The organism is Bradyrhizobium sp. 956_D2_N1_4 (assembly GCF_052076025.1).
In the GTDB taxonomy this organism is placed as follows: Bacteria; Pseudomonadota; Alphaproteobacteria; order Rhizobiales; family Xanthobacteraceae; genus Bradyrhizobium; species Bradyrhizobium barranii.
On the sequence record NZ_CP197237.1, the window covers coordinates 8,972,443 to 8,992,070 of the forward strand.

The following is a 19,628-nucleotide window of genomic DNA, read 5'->3' on the forward strand; positions in this document are numbered from 1 at the left end:
TGCGCTGCGTCCGGGGCACGAGAGTTCGTCGATCTCAGCGTCCCGCGCGCGTCCAGGTCTCGCCGCCGCAGAGCGCGCCGACGCAACCTTCGACCCGCAGCGAATCCGCACCAGTCACGGAGACGTTGCTCGCATAGGTGCTGCCGTCATCGGCATTGTAGATCTGGCCCGACCATTTGTTCGGCCCTGAGGGCTCCATGCCGCTGAACAGCGGCAGCCCGATCATCGCGCGTTTGGCGAGCGCAGGATTGGGATTCTTGCTGTCGGTCGCAGGCTGGCCGGTCGCGGTGTCATAGGGCTCGCGCAGCCAGACGATATGGCCGCAGATGCCGCCGCCGCATTTGCTGATTTTGACGCGTGCATCGCCGGCCTGCGTCAGCCAGGTCCCATCGGCGCTCTGCGCGTGGGCGGCACTCGCACCAAACAGTGCAGTCAGGATGACGGAAAGGATGGCGAATCTGCCGAACATAGAGAGAGCCCCCGAAAATGGAGGCGCCTCAATAGCAGTCCGGCAGGATAGTGCAACGCTGGATGGAATCACATTCCTGCGTTTATCTGCCCGCTTATTTGCCTGCGCTCATTTGCCCCAGCGGGCGAAGGCGACCGAGGCTGCGGTCGAAAGTCCGAACACGACCATGGCGCCGCCGACCAGTGCGAACAACGTCCAGGCCGGCGCCTGCGCAGTCATGAGACCGACGCCGCCGATCGCGACGATCAGCAGCCGCGCCGTGGAGGCCAGCACCGGACCGCCGACGCGCGCTGCGCCTTGCGAGGAAAAATACAGCGACACGCCCATGCCGAAGAACACGAAGGCCGGACCCGCCCAGTGGAAATAGCTGTGCGCCGCCGCGGTGACGCCGGGATCCCCGGTGAAGAGCGATACCCACAACGCCGGATCAAGCGCGATGACGAGGCCGATCAGGCCGACGGTCAATCCCGAAGCCGCGGCCGCGGTCCAGGCGACACGCCGCGCGCGTTTGACATGTCCGGCGCCCATCGCCATGCCGACCATCGGCACCGAGGCGATGCCGAAGGCGAAGGTGATCGGGATCAGCAGGAATTCCAGCCGTGAGCCGATGCCGTAGCCGGCCAGCATCTCGGTGCCGAAGGTCGCGAGGATTTTTGTGAAGATCAGAATCGTGAGCACGGTCTGGAGCGGCGACAGACAGGCGACCGCGCCGACCTTGAGGATGTCCAGGAACATCGCGCGTTCGAAATGGAAGGCGCGGACCTTCAGCGGCAGCCGGCTGCGGCCGGACAGGAGATACCAGAGGAAGAAGATCGCCGCGCAGGTGAAGGCGATCAACTGGCCGGCGGCGACGCCGGGCATGCCGAATTGCTTCACGCCGAACAGGCCGAGCCCCAGCGTGCCGCCGAGCGCGATCTGGAGCGCGCTCGCCCCGATCAGAATCATCGAAGGCAGGCGCATGTCGCCGGTGCCGCGGATCACCGAGGCCAGCGTGTTGACGAGCCAGATCGCGACCGCGCCGGAGAACAGCATTTGTGAATAGCCGCTGGCTTCCTCGAGCACGCGCTCGCGTCCGCCGAGCAGCGTGAAGAAGCTGCGGCCGAAGGCGAGCATCATCACCGTGAAGAACAGCCCGCCGCAGAGGCCGATGATGGCGGCATGCAGCGCCAGCGTCGCGGCGCGGTCACGATCGCCTGCGCCGAGCGCGCGGCTGATCGCGGACGAAACACCACCGCCCATTGCGCCCGCGCTCATCATCTGCGTCAGCATCGCGAACGGAAACACCAGCGCGATCGCCGCCAGCGGAATGGTGCCGAGCCGGCCGATATAGGAGGTCTCGGCAATCGCAACCAGCGTGCTGCCGACCATCGCGATCATGTTGGGGATCGCGAGCCGCAGCAGTGTCGGCAGGATCGGCGCCGTCAGCAGGCTCGCAATGGGGGAAGCGACCGGTACACGTGGCGGCGCGGCGTCTGCGGAGGCGTCGATCGTCATGTTCACCGGGCGGAATATTGGATGACGACCGACATCTTATAGGGCACAGCACCTTCGCGCCAGTCCTCCCCTCACGCAGGGCTCACCAGGGCAGGCCGCATAGGTCGATGGTGCCCAGCGTCGGCGCGCGAACGATGTTGAAGACGTACGGCGCCAAGTAGTCGAAGCGGATCCGACCCTCCGGCTGCTCGCAATAGACCTCGCCCTTGAAGGGCAGCCAGCTGCGGGCTTCGTAGAACGCAAAATTGTTCGGTTCGGAGAACAGCAGCCCGAAACGGACCGCCTCGTTGGCGCGCATGGTGTGGATGGCTGCGTCGATCGCCATGGTCGCGTAGCCGCGGCCGCGCCGGTCCTCGCGGGTGCAGACCCCGCCGATGCCGCCGATGTGAACCTTCTGTCCATTCCAGGTGACGGTACGGAAGTAGATGCCGACGTGGCAGACGAGGCCGTCCTCGGGCGTCTCGATCAGCACCCGAAGGTCGGCATTGGCCCATTTAACGTGGCTCCACGACGGCTTCTCCGCGGCGTCTTGGCCCCAGACCGCGCTGAGCAGCGGCTTTGCGATCGGCCACGAGGCGTCGCCGTTCAGAATGTCGATTTCGATGCTCATCGCTCTCTCTTCTGCATCTCCGCGCCGTGGTGCGTTCGTTCTGCCATAAGCGCCTCAAAGGCAATGATATTTTACAGCCTGTCGAAGCGCGCCCCACGATGCGTCGATTTTATGCAATCCGGCCAATCGGCCGCATCACGCAATTTCGCAAATTGGCGGTATTTAACGGCGGTGGAACCTTCTATAAGAGTCCCCGTTAAGCCAGTTCCCCATCAGTCGCGGACAACAACCCATGACCTTTACGCTGCCCCCACTCCCTTACGCCTATGACGCCCTCGGCCAGTTCATGTCGAAGGAGACGCTGGAATTCCACCACGACAAGCATCATCAGGCCTACGTCACCAACGGCAACAACGCGCTTAAGGGCACCGAATGGGAAGGCAAGTCCCTTGAGGAGATCGTCAAGGGCTCGTTCGGCAAGAACCCGGCCGTGTTCAACAATGCCGGCCAGCACTACAACCACATCCACTTCTGGAGCTGGATGAAGCCCAATGGCGGCGGCACCAAGCTGCCGGGCAAGCTCGAGAAGAAGATCAACGAGGACCTCGGCGGCTTCGAGAAGTTCAAGACGGACTTCCAGGCGGCCGGCGTCGGCCAGTTCGGCTCCGGCTGGGCCTGGCTCCAGGTCAAGAACGGCAAGCTCGAGATCGCCAAGACCCCGAACGGCGAGAATCCGCTGGTGCACGGCGCCACCCCGATCCTCGGCGTGGACGTCTGGGAGCACTCCTACTACATCGACTATCGCAACCGCCGTCCGGACTATCTGAAGGCGTTCGTCGAGAACCTCGTGAACTGGGAATACGTCGAGTCCCTGTTCGACAAGGCCTGAGCCATCACACTTTCCGGGTGCGGCGTCGCCGCTCCGGGATGACGAACTCGAAAAGGCGGTCGCGTGCGCGGCCGCCTTTTTGCTGTGCGGAATTCAGCTCTGCTTCGCATGGCCCTGCGCGAGATGCGCATCGCTTCCCGTCGTCGTACTGTTTGCATCGCATGGGCGGCGCCCTTAATCAGGATGGGCATCACCCTCGAGCCCACCGAGCCCGTTGTCAGAGCCTTCCCCGAACAATCCGGCGCCTGCCGAGGACGCGGAGTCCGAGCCGCGGCCGGGGCGTGTGCGCAAGCCGATCGGCTGGTCGACCATCATCATCGCGGTGCTGGTGGCGGTGAGCGCGGGCCTGGTCTGGCGGCGTGATGGCACAGACGGTGTCCTGGAGATTCTCACGCACGACCTCTCGCTGTTCGGCGGCATCCTGCCGCGCGTGCTGGCGGGCTGCCTGCTCGGGGCCTTCATCTCCGAAATCCTGCCGCACGAAAAAGTCTCGCGCTCGCTCGGGCCGAAATCGGGCCTGATGGGCCTTTTGATCGGCACCGCCTTCGGCGCGATCCTGCCGGGCGGACCCTTCACCGCCTATCCGGTGGCGAGCGCGCTGCTCGCTGTCGGCGCCGATTTCGGCGCCACCATCGCCATGGTCGTGAGCTGGACCCTGATCGGGTACGGCCGCGCGGTGGCCTGGGAAATCCCGATCATGGGCACCGACTTCACGCTGTGGCGGATCCTGATCTCGTTGCCGCTGCCGGTGCTCGCCGGCGCGCTCGGCCGCTTCGTCTATGTCCGGATCTATCCGCAGCCGGCCGCGAAGGACGACGAGAATTGAGCGCCGCGCTTCTCATCGACATCCTGCTGTGGGGCTCGGTGTTCGGCGTCGGCCTGATCGCCTTCCGCCGGGGCCCACCGGTGTTCAAGGCCTCGCTCCGCGAAGGCTCCATGGACTTCATCAACATCGTGCCGCGCATTGCGCTCGGAGTGATCGGCTCCGGCTACATCGCCGCCATCATCCCGCAGGAGGTGATCACCGGCTGGCTCGGGCCGGACAGCGGCTGGCTCGGGGTTGCGACCGCCGTGGTCGCCGGCGCCGCCACCCCCGGCGGACCCGTGATCGGCTTTTCCATCGGCACGGTGGCGCTGAAGTCGGGCGGTGGGGTGCCGCAGGTGGTCGCCTACGTCGTCGCCTGGGCCCTGTTCGCCTTCCAGCGGGTGATTCTGTGGGAAATCCCGTTCATGCCGGCCCGGTTCGTCTGGTTCCGCTGCGCCGTGTCGGTGCCGTTCCCGTTCGTCGCCGCCGCCATCGCGATGGTGATCGGCAAGCCCTGAGCCGGCCGTGGACAGGGGTAATGTTATAATATAACGTCGCTGGCATGGTTCCCGCCGCGTCCCACGCTCATCACCACGACCACGTTCATGGCCAGTCCCATGACGATTCTCATGGCGACGGGCATTCGCATGGGCACGACCACACCCACGCCCATGTCCATGATGCGGCCTCGCCCCATCCGGCCCAGGACGCGCCTTGGTCGATCCTGCGCATGACCTTGGCCGGCCGGCTCGCGGCCGCGCTTGCCGTCTGTGCCGTGCTCTGGGGCGTGGTCTTCCTGGCGATGAGGTGACCATGGCGGCCGTGCACTTCCATAATGTCACGCTCGGCTACGACCGGCATCCGGCCGTGCATCATCTCAACGGCGAGGTCGCATCCGGTGCGCTGGTCGCCGTGATCGGCCCGAACGGCGCCGGCAAGTCGACGCTGTTGCGCGGCATCGTCGGCATCCTCCGGCCGCTCGACGGTAGCATCCATCTCGGCGGGCTCGATAGCCGCGATATCGCCTATCTGCCGCAGAGCGCGGAGATCGACCGCAGCTTCCCGATCTCGGTGTTCGACTTCGTCGGCACCGGGCTGTGGCGCGACGCGGGCCTGTTCGGCGGCATCGGCAAGGCTGCGCGGGAGAAGATCCTGCGCGCGATCGCTTCCGTCGGCCTCAACGGCTTCGAGAACCGCCCCATCGGAACGCTCTCGGGCGGGCAGATGCAGCGCATCTTGTTCGCGCGCGTGCTGCTCCAGGACGCGCGCCTGATCGTGCTCGACGAGCCCTTCAACGCGATCGACAGCAAGACCACGGCCGATCTGCTCGCGCTGGTGAAGCACTGGCACGGCGAGGGCCGCACCGTGCTCGCCGCGCTGCACGACATGGAAATGGTGCGCAACCATTTCACCGAAACGCTGGTGCTGGCGCGGGGCCCCGTGGCCTGGGGACCGACGGCGGAGGTGCTGACGCCGGAAAACCTGCTGGTCGCGATGCGGATGTGCGAGGCTTTTGACGATAGTGCCACGGCTTGCGCCGAGGACGGACACTCGCGGGCGGCGTGATCGCAGATGATCTATGACGCGCTGATCGGCCCGTTCACCGAATTCGAGTTCATGCGGCGCGCGCTCGCCGCCGTGATCGCGCTGTCGCTGGCGGGCGCGCCGATCGGCGTGTTCCTGATGCTGCGGCGGATGAGCCTCGTCGGCGATGCCATGGCGCATGCGATCCTGCCCGGCGCTGCCGTCGGCTTCCTGCTCTCCGGCCTCAATCTGTTCGCGATGACCGCCGGCGGCCTGGTTGCAGGCTTTGCGGTTGCGATCCTCGCCGGCGTTGTCGCGCGCTCGACCGGGCTCAAGGAGGACGCTTCGCTTGCGACCTTCTATCTGGCCTCGCTGGCGCTGGGTGTGACCATCGTCTCGATCAAGGGCACCAATATCGACCTCTTGCACGTGCTGTTCGGCAACATCCTCGCGATGGACGACCAGACCCTGCTGGTGGTGGCCTTCAACGCCACGGTGACGCTGCTGGTGCTCGCGGTGATCTATCGCCCGCTGGTGATCGAGAGCGTCGATCCCCTGTTCCTGCGCACCGTCAGCCGTGCCGGCGGCCCCGCGCATCTCGCCTTCCTCGCGCTGGTCGTCATCAATCTCGTCAACGGCTTTCAGGCGCTTGGCACGCTGCTCGCGGTGGGCTTGATGATCCTGCCGGCCGGCATTGCCCGGTTCTGGTCGCGCGATCTCACGGTCATGATCTGCATCGCCGTCGTCGCTGCCGCCGTCGCGGGCTATTTGGGCCTTGTGCTGTCGTTCCAGACCCGCGTGCCGTCGGGCCCTGCGATCATTCTGGTGGCGACGGTGCTTTACATCGTCTCGGTGCTGTTCGGCCGCGTCGGCGGTATTGTCCGGCAGATGTTTCCCGGCCGGCATCTGGAAGCGTGACGATGCGGCGTCTCCTGCTTTGTGTGCTCCTGCTGATCGCCTCGCCGTTGCATGCGGCCGAGCGGCTCAACGTCGTCGCGAGCTTCTCGATCCTCGGCGATCTCGTCCGGAACGTCGGCGGCGATCGGGTCGACGTCACGACGCTGGTCGGCCCCGACAGCGACGTCCACGTCTACACGCCCGCGCCAAGCGATGCGAAGCGGATTGCGGATGCAAAGCTCGTCATCGTCAACGGGCTCGGCCTCGAAGGCTGGCTGCCCCGTCTGGTGCAGTCCGCCGGAAGCAAGGCGCAGGTGGTCACCGTGAGTGCCGGCATCGCACCGCTGAAGCTCGGCTCGGCCGCGGATCCGCATGCCTGGCAGTCCGTCCCCAATGCCAGGATCTACGTGAGCGACATCGCCAATGCGCTGGCCGCGGCCGACCCTGACGACGCCGAGTTCTTCCGCGCCCGGGCAAAGGCCTATCTGGACAAGCTCGAAGCGCTCGACCGCGAGGTGCGGGAGGCCGTGGCGAAAATCCCACTGGGCCGGCGCAAGGTGATCTCCACCCACGACGCCTTCGGCTATTTCGCCGCCGAATACGGTGTCCAGTTCGTGGCCCCCTTGGGGGTCTCCACGGAGACCGAGCCCAGCGCGCGGGACATCGCCGCCATCATCGGCCAGATCAAGGCCCAAAAGATCCCGGCCGTGTTCCTGGAAAACATCAGTGATGACCGTCTGATCCGGCGGATCGCGGCCGAGACCGGGGCCAAGGTCGGCGGGACCCTGATTTCGGACGGTTTGACCGGCGAAAAGGGGCTTGCACCCACTTACATTGATATGGTCAGGCACAATATAAAGGCCCTGACCAGCGCGCTTGACCACTAGGGCAGGGGGCCACCCCGCCGTGCGTCGCGCGGAAAAGCCCGACCCGGAGTTGTCATGTCTGAAGCGTCCCAAAAAATTCCCGTGACCGTGCTGACCGGCTATCTCGGCGCCGGCAAGACCACGCTGCTGAACCGCATCCTGTCGGAAAATCACGGCAAGAAATACGCCGTCATCGTCAACGAATTCGGCGAGATCGGCATCGACAACGACCTCATCATCGGCGCCGATGAGGAAGTGTTCGAGATGAACAACGGCTGCATCTGCTGCACCGTGCGCGGCGACCTCGTGCGCATCATGGACGGCCTGATGAAGCGCAAGGCCAAGTTCGACGCCATCATCGTCGAGACAACCGGCCTTGCCGATCCCGCGCCCGTTGCCCAGACCTTCTTCGTCGACGAGGACGTGCAGAAGAACGCGCGGCTCGATGCCGTCGTCACGGTTGCCGACGCCAAATGGCTGTCCGACCGGCTCAAGGACGCGCCCGAAGCCAAGAACCAGATCGCCTTCGCCGACGTGATCGTGCTGAACAAGACCGATCTCGTCACCAAGCCCGAGCTTGCCGAGGTCGAGGCCCGTATCCGCGCCATCAACCCCTATGCCAAGCTGCATCGCACCGAGCGCTGCTCGGTCGCCCTGGCGGACGTGCTCGACCGCGGCGCCTTCGACCTCGACCGCATCCTCGACATCGAGCCGGATTTCCTGGAGGCCGATGATCATGACCACGACCATGATCATCACCACCATGGCCACGACCATCACCACCATGATCACGGCCACGGCCTGAAGCACTATCACGACGAGGACATGCAATCGCTGTCGCTCAAGACCGACAAGCCGCTCGATCCGAACGTGTTCATGCCCTGGCTCCAGAACCTGGTGCAGGTGGAGGGCGGCAAGATCCTGCGCTCCAAGGGCATCCTCGCCTTCCACGACGATGATGACCGCTATGTCTTCCAGGGCGTCCACATGATGCTGGAGGGCAACCACCAGCGGAAGTGGAAGGACGGCGAGCCGCGCGAGAGCCGCCTCGTCTTCATCGGCCGCGAATTGCCCGAAGACCTTATTCGCACGGGCTTCGAGAGCTGCATCGTCTCGTGATGAAAGAGTTCACGCCGGCCCCCGATTCCGCCTCGATCGTCTCCGTCACCGATCGCGTCAAGCCTGTCACGCTCGGCATGGGCGTGACCTCGGTGCATTTCCTGGGCCCCCGCGCGGCCTTCGTCGGCGGCGAGGAGAATGTCGCGTTCGTCGACGCCAAGGGCGAGATCACGACGGTCGCCGCGCATAGCGGCGGCATTCTGTCGACCGCCTCCGATGGCAAGCGCCTCATCATGGGCGGCGACGACGGCAAGGTCGTGTCGCTCGACGCCAAGGGTGAGGTGACGCTGCTCGCCACCGACCCCAAGCGGCGCTGGATCGACGCGGTGGCGCTGCATCCCGACGGTGCCTATGCCTGGTCGGCCGGCAAGACGGCCACCGTCAAGAGCGGCAAGACCGAGGAGAAGTCGATCGAGGTGCCCTCGACCGTCGGCGGCCTCGCCTTCGCGCCAAAGGGCCTGCGGCTCGCGATTGCCCATTACAACGGCGCGACGCTGTGGTTTCCGAACATGGAAGGATCGGCCGAATTCCTGCCCTGGGCCGGCTCGCATCTCGGCGTCACCTTCAGCCCGGACAACAAGTTCCTGGTCACCACGATGCACGAGGCGGCGCTGCACGGCTGGCGGCTTGCCGACAACAGGCACATGCGCATGACCGGCTATCCCGGCCGCGTCCGCTCGATGTCATGGAGCGCGGGCGGCAAAGGATTGGCGACTTCGGGTGCCGACACAGTCATCATCTGGCCGTTCGGCAGCAAGGACGGCCCGATGGGCAAGGAGCCCGCGATGCTCGCGCCGCTGCAGGCGCGCGTGTCCGTGGTCGCCTGCCATCCGAAGAACGACATCCTCGCCGCCGGCTACAGCGATGGCACGGTGCTGATGGTGCGGCTCGAGGACGGCGCCGAGATCCTCGTTCGCCGCAATGGCACGCCTCCGGTCGCCGCGATTGCCTGGAACGCCAAGGGCACGCTGCTGGCCTTCGCCGACGAAAATGGGGACGGCGGTCTACTGGAGCTATGAGGCCGACTATCCACAGCCTCTCCCTGTTATGTTATTTTTGTTATCGTGTAACATAACCGACAAGCAGCCTCTGTAGGGTCGCAGATGTAGAGAGCACGGCGTGCAATTTCGAATTGCTGCCGCGCGATCGAATGTGCCTGGCGCCGGTTTGTCCGGGGCCAGTGTGCATTTCGAATCCTCGCATCAACACGCGCCACCGCAGGGAATTCAGATGCCCGTCATCCCCGATCTTCCGACCATCACCAGCATCACAGCGACCGATCCGACCCAGACCGACGCCGGAACGGTGCACTACACCGTCACGTTCTCGAAGCCTGTTCTTGGCGTCACGATCGATCAGTTCAGCCTTGCAACGAGTGGCAGCATCGGCGGCGCGGGCATCACCGACGTGACACCGGTCGCCGGCAGCAACCTTTCGAGCTATACGGTCACGGTGAATACCGGATTCGGCTCCGGCTCGGTGGCGCTCCAGTTCACGGGAAGCAACGTCCACGATACCAATGGTTACTATGTCGGACCGTACCAATCCGAATCGAAGCTGACCGTAAACAGCCCGACGTCCTTCGCGATCGGCGACGTCAACGGAGACGGGAAGCTGGACGTCGTGATGGGGACAAACTTTTTCGTCAACCCGAGCTACGTCAGCGTGGCGCTGAACGACGGCACCGGTCACTTCTCCTCAGCCTCGAACACCCCGAGCCCAGGCCTATTGCCCTTGCTGGCGCTTGCCGATCTGAATGGCGACGGCAAGCTGGACATCGCACAGGTCACCCTCGACGGTACCGTGACTGTTCGTCTCGGCAACGGTAACGGCACGTTCGGGGCCAACACGAGCTATTCCGCCGGCAGCGGCGTCTATCAAACACCTAAAGTGATCGACGTGACCGGCGATGGCGTGCTCGACATCGTCGTCGGCAGCACGGTCCTGCCAGGAAATGGCAACGGTACGTTTGGGACTGCCATCACCACGAATCTCGGGGTCAGCTCCATCGCCTATGGTGACTTCAATGGAGACGGCAAGCTCGACCTCGTGACGAGGAATTCGACCAATCTGGCAATAGCGCTGAGCTTCGGCAATGGTGACGGCACGTTCCAGGCTCCGTCGTCCCCGGTCGGGACGGCGACATCTGTCCTCACCGGCGATTTCAACGGTGACGGCAAGCTCGACATGGCGGCCGTCAGCAGCGCCACAATCTCGATCCTGCTCGGCAACGGCGACGGCACTTTCACCTCGTCCGGGACGACTCTTCAGGCGGCGGGTACGATCGGATCCGGCGCGGTCGCCGACATCAACGGCGATGGCGTGGCTGATCTCGTGGTCGTCGGAACCAACAACACGCTCTCGACCTTCTTCGGTCACGGCGACGGCACGTTCGGGCAAGTGAGGATCTCGCCGCTCGACAAGACCGCCGGGCAGATCGGCGCCGGTGACCTGAACGGCGACGGCAAGGCCGACGTTCTGGTCGGATATCAATTCGGCACCAATCCTTTCACTCAAAGTTCGGGCACCGATATCCTGCTGACCGGTTCATCCAGCGAGACGGGACCGGCGTACACGATCGTACGGACGTCGCCGGCTCTGACCATCACCGACGGGGACGTCACCCTAGGCGCCGACGGCAACAATTACATCAACGCGGCGCATTTCCATGGTGGGGCGACGACGTTGGCCGGCACCGGCAATGCCGGCGACACCATCTCGGTCACCGACGCCATGACTCACGCAGTCGTCGGTACGGCCACGGTCGGCCAGAACGGCACGTGGAGCCTCGGCGTGTCCGGCCTGCAGGACGGCACCACTTACAGCTATGTCGCGGCTGCGACCGACTCCCACGGCAACAGCAGCGTCGGCCCGGCGTTCACCTTCACGGTCGATGCGACCGCATCGCTCGGGATCACGGGCATCAATTTGTCGGCCGACTCGTCGGTGTCAAACCCGAAGGTCACCCTGCAGGGGACGACCGACGTGCCGGCGCAGGTGACCGTCTCGATCGGAGGGACCGACGTGATCGTCTCCAGCGCGACCGGATCGTGGCAGTTCAATAGCCAGGTCGTGCCATACGGATTGACGACGATCGTGGCTAGATTCTCGGATGCCGCAGGCAATGTCGGCGCCTCGCCGACCTATACGCTCATCAGGGGCAACTATACGCTTGTCTCCAGCACGCAGCTCGCCAACGCGGTGGTTGTCGACAGTTTCTTCACCGTGGATTCCAACGCCGCGGAGACCGGCGCGATCGTTCTCTCTGGCGCGGGCGAAATCGTCCGCGGGACCTCGACCGGGGCAACGATATACAATGGTGGGAGCCAAGGGCTCGAATACGGCACGGCGACCGGGACCCTGGTGCAGGCTGGCGCCACTCAGCTCGTGAGCTTCCAGGGGACCGCCAAGGACACGGTGCTTTATGGCACGCAAACGGTCGGCAACACGGCGATCCACACCACGATCAAGTCGGGCGGACTCCAGAACATCTACGTCAACGGCAGCACCTACGGCACCGTCATCGAGGCTCTTGGCACCCAAAGCACGGCCGGCGCCGACCACGATGCGACTGTCTTCGGTACGCAATATGTGACGGGCAGCAGCGCGAATGCCACGATCGGCTCGGGTGGCAATCAATACGATTACGGCACAGCGACCGGCGCAATGGTCCAGAGCGGCGGCTCCCAACACGTCTATCAGGGCGGCAGTGCCAGCGGCACCACCGTTGCTGCGGGCGGCTATCAGGACGTCTACCAGGGGACGGCCACCAACACCGTGCTCGCCGGCAATCAGCAGGTGCTTGCCGGTGGCCAGGCTGCCGGCACCGTCATCAATGCCGGTGGCCGGCAATATGTCGGCTCCGGTGGCGCGACCACCAATACGACCATCGCGATCGGCGGCTTCCAGTATGTCGACGCCGGCGCCACCGACAGCGGTGCGACCATCGCTGGTGGCCGGCAGTACATCGTCGGGTCAACGACGAGCGCGACCGTTGGCGCAGGCGGCGTTCAGTACGACTACGGGACGTCTATCGCGGTTCTTGTCGAGAGCGGCGGCATCCAGCATGTCTATCAGGGCGGCAGTGCGGATGGCACGACCGTTGCGGCGGGCGGCTATCAGGACGTTTCCCAGGGGACAGTCACCAACACCGTGCTCGACGGTGAGCAGCAGGTGCTCACGGACGGCCATGCCACCGGCACCACCATCAATGCCGGCGGGCGGCAATATGTCGGTTCGGGCGGCGCAACCACCGCCACGACCATCGAGACCGGCGGCTTCCAGTATGTGGACTCCGGCGCCACCGACGGCAGTGCCGCGATCAGCGGCGGCTACCAGTTCGTGGCGGGCACGGTGACCGGCGCCACCGTCAGCGGCGGCGGCGAGCAGGATGTCGCCGCAACCGGCATGGCTGCGAATACGCATCTCGACGGCGGCAGCGAGCATGTCTACGCCGGCGGCCTGCTCCAGAACGTCGATTTCGGCGGCTCGAACGGCGCAGCGCTGGTGCTCGACGCGCCGACGGGCCTGTCTGGCGCGATCGCCAATTTCGGCGCTGACGACACCATCGACTTCCGCAACACGGTGATCAGCAGCGTCGATGTCGACAGCGCGAACAATCTGACGGTCACGACCGACGGCGGCCAGAGCTACTCCTGGGCGCTGCTGGCGCAATACTCGGCCTCGTCCTTCGCGCTCTCGGCGGACGGCAATGGCGGCACAGTGCTGAGCTATACGCCGCCCCAGCAGACGTTGCTCGCGGCCGCCCACTAAAGCGGAGAAAACAAGACGACCGGGCATCGGCTTCCACAGCCGGTGCCCGTTCAAATTGACCTCGTCGGCACTCTCGCATAGATCGTTTGCCAACCCGTGCGAGGGACCATGCGGTTTTTGACGACCTTCCAGATTGCTGACTTCGCGGACACGCTGGTCAGCCTGTTCACGGCCTTCGTGCTGGGCACGCTGATCGGCGCCGAGCGGCAGTACCGCCAGCGCACCGCGGGCCTGCGCACCAACGTGCTGGTCGCGGTCGGTGCCGCCGCCTTCGTCGATCTCGCCATGCACCTGACCGGCGCCGACGGCGCGGTCCGCGTGATCTCCTATGTCGTCTCAGGCATCGGCTTCCTCGGCGCCGGCGTCATCATGAAGCAGGGCATGGACGTGCGCGGGCTCAACACCGCGGCGACGCTGTGGGCTTCGGCCGCGGTCGGCTCCTGCGCCGGCGCCGACATGGTCGCACAGGCGGCCGCGCTGACCGTGTTCGTCATCGCCGGCAACACCATGCTGCGCCCACTGGTCAACGCCATCAACCGCATTCCGCTGAACGAGAAGACCTCGGAGGCGACCTACTATTTCAAGCTGGCCGTCGCGGCCGACGCCCTGCCCGACATGCGCGACCGGCTCGTCGACAAGCTGGAGGCCGCGAAATATCCGGTGGCCGATATCGACGTGGTTGAGACTGGGGATGACCTGATCGAGATTGTCGCAAAGCTGGTCGCGACCGCGGTCGATCCGAACGAGCTGAACGCGGTGGCGACCGATCTCCAGCACCTGCCGGGCGTGCGCCACGCCACCTGGGAGGTTAACACCTCAGACTGAGCGCGGCGTTTTGGCGTGCGAAGGCACGGTTCCCGCCTCGTCCGGCACGGAACCGCAGTCGGGCAAGTTCGTTGATCCCGCGGATAAAGGCGGTGATCGACATGCCCGGCCCAAATGACAAGCGCAGACTGAAACGCGACCTGATGATCGCCTGCTCGCTGTTCGCAGCAGGCGTCGTGGTGTCAGGCCTCTCGCTGGCGCAGATCCGGGCCGAGAGCCGGACGCAGACGGCGCAGGCGACGCAACCGCTCCAAGGCACGCCATCCGGCGATCAGGACAAGACGCCCGCGGAAGCCAAGCCCGGCGGCGACCGGCCGACCACGCCGGCCCCCGAGCCCGCGCGCCCCGACCCGCAGACTCAGGGCGCGGCGACCAAGCCGGCACTGCCGGCGGCGCCCGCGGAGAAGATCGCGCCGCCGATCAAGGAGAAGTAGCCCGGCGGCCGGCGTATTGTGACGCGCATTTGATCTCGCCTCGGCAACCGGCCCGTTCCATAATCTGTCGCGCCAACGACAGATGGGGCCTCCCATGAAGATCGAAGACGTCCGCCGCACCGCTTATTCGATGCCGCTCACCAACCCGGCATTCCCGCCGGGGCCATATCGCTTCTTCGACCGCGAATATTTCATCATCACCTACAGGACCGATCCCGAAGCCCTCGCCGCCATCGTGCCCGAGCCGCTCGAGGTAGCGGAGCCGGTGGTGAAATACGAATTCATTCGCATGCCCGACTCGACCGGATTCGGCGACTACACCGAAACCGGGCAGGTGATCCCGGTCCGCTTCAAGGGCGAGGAGGGCGGCTACACCCACGCGATGTATCTGGACGACGAGGCCCCGATCGCCGGCGGCCGCGAGCTGTGGGGCTTTCCGAAGAAGCTCGCTAGGCCCAAGATCGCGATCGAGAGCGACGTCCTGGTCGGTTCGCTGCATTACGGCTCGGTCCTCTGCGCCTCGGCCACGATGGGTTACAAGCACCGCAAGGTCGACCACGACATGGTGCTGAAATCGATGGCGGCGCCGAACTTCATCCTGAAGATCATCCCGCATGTCGACGGCAGCCCGCGGATCTGCGAGCTGGTGCGGTTTCATCTCGATGATGTCGTGCTGAAGGAAGCTTGGACCGGCCCTGCCGCGCTCGGCCTGTTTCCCCACGCACTCTGCGACGTCGCCCGCCTGCCGGTGCGCGAGGTGGTCTCGGCGCTGCATTTCAAAGCGGACCTGACGCTCGGGCTCGGCAGCGTGGCGTTCGATTACTTGGCGAAGTAACTTGGCCAAATGATAGGTCGCGAAACGAGATGCCCGGCGCGAGGCCGGGCATCATGATCGATCAGGCGTGGTGCGCGATCAACGCACCAGGACATTCCGGAACTGCCAGGGATCGCTCGTGTCGATGTCTTCCGGGAACAGTCCCGGACGATCCGTCAGCGGCGTCCAGTCGGTGTAGAAGCCCTTGACCGGGCCGAGATACGGCAGCTGGATTTCCAGCAGACGATCGAAATCCATCTCGTCGGCTTCGACGATGCCTTCGTTCGGGTTCTCCAGCGCCCACACCATGCCGCCGAGCACGGCGGAGGTGACCTGCAGGCCGGTCGCGTTCTGATAGGGCGCGAGCTTCCGCGTCTCTTCGATGGAGAGCTGCGAGCCGTACCAATAGGCATTGTTGTCGTGGCCGAACAGCAGCACGCCGAGCTCGTCGATGCCGTCGACGATTTCGTTCTCATCGAGGATGTGGTGCTTTTCCTGCATCTTCGCGGCGCGGCCGAACATTTCGTGCAGCGACAGCACGGCATCGTCGGCCGGGTGATAGGCGTAGTGGCAGGTCGGCCGGTAGACCGCCGTGCCCGATGCGTCGCGCACCGTGAAGTAATCGGAGATCGAGATCGACTCGTTGTGGGTGACGAGGAAGCCGTACTGCGCGCCGCGGGTCGGACACCAGGTGCGCACGCGCGTGTTGGCGCCGGGCTGCATCAGATAGATGGCGGCGCCGCAGCCGGCTTCGTGGGTGCGCGCATTCTCGGGCTTCCATTTTTCATGGGTGCCCCAGCCGAGCTCGGACGGCTGAACGCCTTCCGACAGGAAGCCTTCCACCGACCAGGTGTTGACGAAGACGTCAGGCTCTTTCGGCGACTTGGAGCGCTGGGTGTCGCGTTCGGCGATGTGGATGCCCTTGATGCCGGCCTGCCGCATAAGGTCCGCCCACTCGGCCTTTGTCTTCGGCTTGGGGGCATTGAGCTTCAGATCGGCGGCGACATTGAGCAGCGCCTGCTTGACGAAAAAGGAGACCATGCCGGGATTGGCGCCACAGCAGGAGACGGCCGTCGTCGAGCCGGCGGGGCGCGCCTTCTTGGCGGCCAGCGTTACTTCGCGAAGCGCGTAATTGGAGCGCGCTTCCGGGCCCTTCGAGGAATCGAAATAGAAGCCGAGCCAAGGCTCGTTGACGGTGTCGATATAGAGCGCGCCGAGCTCATTGCAGAGCTCCATGATGTCGGTGGAGCCGGTATCGACCGAGAGATTGACGCAAAAGCCCTGGCCGCCGCCTTCGGTGAGCAGCGGGGTCAGCAACTCGCGGTAATTGTCCCTGGTCACGGCCTTCTGGATGAAGCGGACGTTCTGCTTCTCGCAATGCGCCTTGCGTCCCTCGTCCTTGGGATCGATCACGGTGACGCGCGACTTGTCGTAATCGAGATGCCGCTCGATCATCGGCAGCGTGCCTTTGCCGATGGAGCCGAAGCCGACCATGACGATGGGACCAGTGATCTTCGCGTAGATCTGCGAGGGGTGGCTCATGGGATGGTTTCTCCGGAACGTGCTGGCAGACAAAGGGTGGGGGGTGGATCAGGCGCTGCGGCGCTTGGCGGTGACTTCGATCTCGACCTTCATCTCGGGCTTGGCGAGCGCGCTGACGACAAGCAGTGTCGCAGCCGGCCTGATGTCGCCGAGAACCTCGCCGCAGACGGCGAAGTGGGCATCGATGTAGCTGGCGTCGGTGACGTAGTAGGTCGCACGGACGATATCGGCCATCTCGAATCCGCCCTCCTTCAGGGCGGCTTCGATGGTCTTGAAGCAGTTGCGTGACTGGCTCGTGACATCTGATGGCATCGTCATCGTCGTGTAGTCATAGCCGGTGGTTCCGGCGACGAAGGCGAACTCGCCGTCGATCACGGCGCGGCTGTAGCCGACGGTCTTCTCGAGGGGAGAGCCGGTGGAGATCAGGCGACGGGACATGGTCGTGGGCCTCGACTGAAGGGGGTGTTTGGCGGGTTAAAGGGCGTTTCTCTGGCCCGCGCAACCCTAAAGGAATGGGCACGCGCGCATCGCCGCGGAATGCGGCTTAGGTCGTCGCCATCATGGCAATCCCTTAGGCCGCGTGCGCCTGGAGGGCGCGAACTACCCTCCGTTTGGGCAGGGCCGCGCCGGTCGGGACGATCATCCCCTCAACGCCATCCAGCGCACCGGCCTGGAATTCGATCGCCAGCAGGCGATCGCGCTCGAACGGGCCGGGCAGCATCAATGCGCCGGTCTTCCCGGGTGAGAAGCCGAAGCGGGCGTAATAGGGGGCATCGCCGAGCAGGATTACGGCGGCATGCCCGCGTGCCCGGGCGGCGGCCAGCGCTTGATGCATCAGCGCGGCGCCGATCCCGAGCTCGCGGAAGGCAGGGTGCACCGCCAGCGGTCCGAGGACCAAAGCGGGCCTGCCTCCGGCGCTGACGTGCCACAGCCGCACGGTTCCCACGAGTGTCCCCTCGCGCACAGCCGACAGGGCAAGGCCTGCGGCAGGTGCACGTCCGTCGCGCAGGCGCTGGCAGGTGCGGTCATGGCGGTTCTCGCCAAAGCTTGCATCCAGCAGCGCTTCACGGGCGGCGACGTCGGCAGCACGTTCCGCACGGATCGCGAACGGAGCGGCTTTCGAAGTGAGGGCGACTTGTGGCTTCCGAAAAGCAGTCATGGCGCGTCAGTCCCCGCTTGAACCCGCGTGCGAGAAGCACGCCGGCTCAAGACGTCGTCAGAATGGCAATGTCAGGAAGGGAGCCGGCGGACCGGCTCCCGGGTTCATCAGGCCTCAGAACGAGAGGCGGGTCAGATGTGGCAAATCAGATGTGGTACGTCTTCAGCGGCGGGATGCCGTTGAACGCCACCGCCGAGTAGGTCGACGTATAGGCCCCGGTGCCTTCGATCAGCAGCTTGTCGCCGATCTCGAGCGTGACGGGGAGCGGATACGGGCTCTTCTCGTACAGCACGTCGGCGCTGTCGCAGGTCGGGCCTGCGAGCACGCACGGCGTCATGTCCGCACCGTCATGCGGGGTGCGGATGGCGTAACGGATCGACTCGTCCATGGTCTCGGCGAGACCGCCGAACTTGCCGATGTCCAAATACACCCAGCGCACCTCGTCCTCGTCGCTCTTCTTCGAGATGAGCACGACTTCGGATTCGATGATGCCGGCATTGCCCACCATGCCGCGACCCGGCTCGATGATGGTCTCCGGAATCTGGTTGCCGAAGTGCTTGCGCAGCGCGCGGAAGATCGAGCGGCCGTAGGTGACCACCGGCGGCACGTCCTTCAGGTACTTGGTCGGGAAGCCGCCGCCCATGTTGACCATGGAGAGGTTGATGCCGCGCTCAGCGCAGTCGCGGAACACCTGCGAGGCCATCGCCAGCGCACGGTCCCACGCCTTCACCTTGCGCTGCTGCGAGCCGACATGGAAGGAGATGCCGCACGGCTCCAGGCCCAGGCGCTTGGCAACGTCGAGCACGTCGACAGCCATTTCCGGGTCGCAGCCGAACTTGCGCGACAGCGGCCATTCGGCGCCGGCGCAGTCATAGAGGATGCGGCAGAACACCTTCGCGCCGGGAGCGGCACGGGCGACCTTCTCGACCTCAGGAACGCAGTCGACCGCGAACAGCCGGATGCCGAGCGCGAAGGCGCGCGCGATGTCGCGCTCCTTCTTGATCGTGTTGCCGAAGGAGATGCGGTCGGGCGTCGCACCCGCGGCGAGCGCCATTTCGATCTCGGCGACCGTCGCGGTGTCGAAGCAGGAGCCCATGGACGCCAGCAGCGAGAGCACTTCCGGCGCCGGGTTCGCCTTGACGGCATAGAACACGCGGCTGTCGGGCAGCGCCTTGGCAAAGGTCTGGTAGTTGTCGCGCACGACCTCGAGGTCGACCACGAGGCAAGGCTCGGTGTCCCGGCCCTCGCTGCGGCGGTTGCGCAGGAATTCCTGAATACGTTCGGTCATAGCACTCTCCCAAACGGCCCAGCGACGGGGATCCGTTCAAAAAATGTCGTCGGATAAGAGCGCTCCGGCCAGATCACGCGATGGAGGCGTGACGAGCCAAAGACTCACATCAGACTGTGCTGCCGTGGATTGGTTGGGAATTTCCCGCCCGCACACCTGGCAATGAAGGACAAGCCTTTT

General features: G+C 65.1%; 20 protein-coding genes. 13 read left to right on the forward strand and 7 right to left on the reverse strand.

The annotated features are described in order from the left end of the window. Window positions 1-34 precede the first annotated feature (34 nt). The 3 genes from AB7535_RS42540 to AB7535_RS42550 all read right to left on the reverse strand — a co-directional run bounded on the left by AB7535_RS42540 (window position 35) and on the right by AB7535_RS42550 (window position 2,573). Window positions 35-469 carry a DUF2147 domain-containing protein gene (locus tag AB7535_RS42540; RefSeq protein ID WP_354114550.1) on the reverse strand — a complete coding sequence of 145 codons (435 nt, stop codon included), beginning with the start codon at window positions 467-469 and terminating at the stop codon, window positions 35-37. A gap of 108 nt (window positions 470-577) precedes the next feature. Beyond that, window positions 578-1,963, reverse strand: coding sequence for an MATE family efflux transporter (locus tag AB7535_RS42545; protein WP_354114551.1), 1,386 nt, complete (start codon window positions 1,961-1,963; stop codon window positions 578-580). 82 nt (window positions 1,964-2,045) lie between these two features. Further along, window positions 2,046-2,573 (reverse strand): GNAT family N-acetyltransferase, encoded by a 528-nt coding sequence (locus AB7535_RS42550; protein WP_354114552.1) that lies wholly within the window; start codon window positions 2,571-2,573, stop codon window positions 2,046-2,048. Between the two features lie 232 nt (window positions 2,574-2,805). On the opposite strand from AB7535_RS42550, the gene AB7535_RS42555 reads away from it, so the two are divergent. The 13 genes from AB7535_RS42555 to AB7535_RS42615 all read left to right on the forward strand — a co-directional run bounded on the left by AB7535_RS42555 (window position 2,806) and on the right by AB7535_RS42615 (window position 15,480). Further along, complete coding sequence (locus AB7535_RS42555; RefSeq protein ID WP_063985730.1) at window positions 2,806-3,402, forward strand: superoxide dismutase; 597 nt, start codon at window positions 2,806-2,808, stop codon at window positions 3,400-3,402. A 214-nt stretch (window positions 3,403-3,616) separates the two neighbouring features. Next, the gene (locus tag AB7535_RS42560) at window positions 3,617-4,228 is read left to right on the forward strand and encodes a permease (protein ID WP_247315803.1); all 612 of its coding nucleotides are present in this window, start codon (window positions 3,617-3,619) and stop codon (window positions 4,226-4,228) included. Further along, window positions 4,225-4,725, forward strand: a complete 501-nt coding sequence (locus tag AB7535_RS42565) for a hypothetical protein (RefSeq protein WP_008138982.1) — start codon at window positions 4,225-4,227, stop codon at window positions 4,723-4,725. The genes AB7535_RS42560 and AB7535_RS42565 overlap by 4 nt, the downstream gene beginning before the upstream one ends. Window positions 4,726-4,769: 44 nt before the next feature. Further along, window positions 4,770-5,018, forward strand: coding sequence for a hypothetical protein (locus AB7535_RS42570; protein ID WP_354114553.1), 249 nt, complete (start codon window positions 4,770-4,772; stop codon window positions 5,016-5,018). Between the two features lie 2 nt (window positions 5,019-5,020). Further along, complete coding sequence (locus AB7535_RS42575; protein WP_071909401.1) at window positions 5,021-5,773, forward strand: metal ABC transporter ATP-binding protein; 753 nt, start codon at window positions 5,021-5,023, stop codon at window positions 5,771-5,773. Between the two features lie 6 nt (window positions 5,774-5,779). After that, window positions 5,780-6,649, forward strand: a complete 870-nt coding sequence (locus AB7535_RS42580; protein WP_071909402.1) for a metal ABC transporter permease — start codon at window positions 5,780-5,782, stop codon at window positions 6,647-6,649. 2 nt (window positions 6,650-6,651) lie between these two features. Continuing rightward, window positions 6,652-7,515 carry a metal ABC transporter solute-binding protein, Zn/Mn family gene (locus AB7535_RS42585; protein ID WP_354114554.1) on the forward strand — a complete coding sequence of 288 codons (864 nt, stop codon included), beginning with the start codon at window positions 6,652-6,654 and terminating at the stop codon, window positions 7,513-7,515. 54 nt (window positions 7,516-7,569) lie between these two features. After that, complete coding sequence (locus AB7535_RS42590) at window positions 7,570-8,613, forward strand: CobW family GTP-binding protein (protein WP_354114555.1); 1,044 nt, start codon at window positions 7,570-7,572, stop codon at window positions 8,611-8,613. Next, window positions 8,613-9,632 carry a WD40 repeat domain-containing protein gene (locus AB7535_RS42595; protein WP_354114556.1) on the forward strand — a complete coding sequence of 340 codons (1,020 nt, stop codon included), beginning with the start codon at window positions 8,613-8,615 and terminating at the stop codon, window positions 9,630-9,632. The genes AB7535_RS42590 and AB7535_RS42595 overlap by 1 nt, the downstream gene beginning before the upstream one ends. 211 nt (window positions 9,633-9,843) lie before the next feature. Continuing rightward, window positions 9,844-13,386 (forward strand): FG-GAP-like repeat-containing protein, encoded by a 3,543-nt coding sequence (locus tag AB7535_RS42600; RefSeq protein WP_439037195.1) that lies wholly within the window; start codon window positions 9,844-9,846, stop codon window positions 13,384-13,386. A 108-nt stretch (window positions 13,387-13,494) separates the two neighbouring features. Continuing rightward, window positions 13,495-14,211 carry an MgtC/SapB family protein gene (locus tag AB7535_RS42605; protein WP_063985720.1) on the forward strand — a complete coding sequence of 239 codons (717 nt, stop codon included), beginning with the start codon at window positions 13,495-13,497 and terminating at the stop codon, window positions 14,209-14,211. Window positions 14,212-14,312: 101 nt separating this feature from the next. Further along, window positions 14,313-14,645 carry a hypothetical protein gene (locus AB7535_RS42610; protein WP_354114559.1) on the forward strand — a complete coding sequence of 111 codons (333 nt, stop codon included), beginning with the start codon at window positions 14,313-14,315 and terminating at the stop codon, window positions 14,643-14,645. A gap of 94 nt (window positions 14,646-14,739) precedes the next feature. Next, complete coding sequence (locus AB7535_RS42615; RefSeq protein ID WP_354114560.1) at window positions 14,740-15,480, forward strand: acetoacetate decarboxylase; 741 nt, start codon at window positions 14,740-14,742, stop codon at window positions 15,478-15,480. 78 nt (window positions 15,481-15,558) lie between these two features. On the opposite strand, the gene AB7535_RS42620 is transcribed toward AB7535_RS42615, so the two are convergent. From AB7535_RS42620 to AB7535_RS42635, 4 genes are all read right to left on the reverse strand, one after another. Further along, on the reverse strand, window positions 15,559-17,001 hold the full coding sequence (locus AB7535_RS42620; RefSeq protein ID WP_354114561.1) for a homospermidine synthase: 1,443 nt from the start codon (window positions 16,999-17,001) through the stop codon (window positions 15,559-15,561). A 48-nt stretch (window positions 17,002-17,049) separates the two neighbouring features. Continuing rightward, entirely contained in the window at window positions 17,050-17,439 is a 390-nt protein-coding gene (locus AB7535_RS42625; protein ID WP_028148114.1) for a RidA family protein, read from the reverse strand. A gap of 133 nt (window positions 17,440-17,572) precedes the next feature. Then, on the reverse strand, window positions 17,573-18,160 hold the full coding sequence (locus AB7535_RS42630) for a GNAT family N-acetyltransferase (protein ID WP_354114562.1): 588 nt from the start codon (window positions 18,158-18,160) through the stop codon (window positions 17,573-17,575). 145 nt (window positions 18,161-18,305) lie between these two features. Then, complete coding sequence (locus AB7535_RS42635; protein WP_063985715.1) at window positions 18,306-19,448, reverse strand: type III PLP-dependent enzyme; 1,143 nt, start codon at window positions 19,446-19,448, stop codon at window positions 18,306-18,308. Window positions 19,449-19,628: the final 180 nt, after the last annotated feature.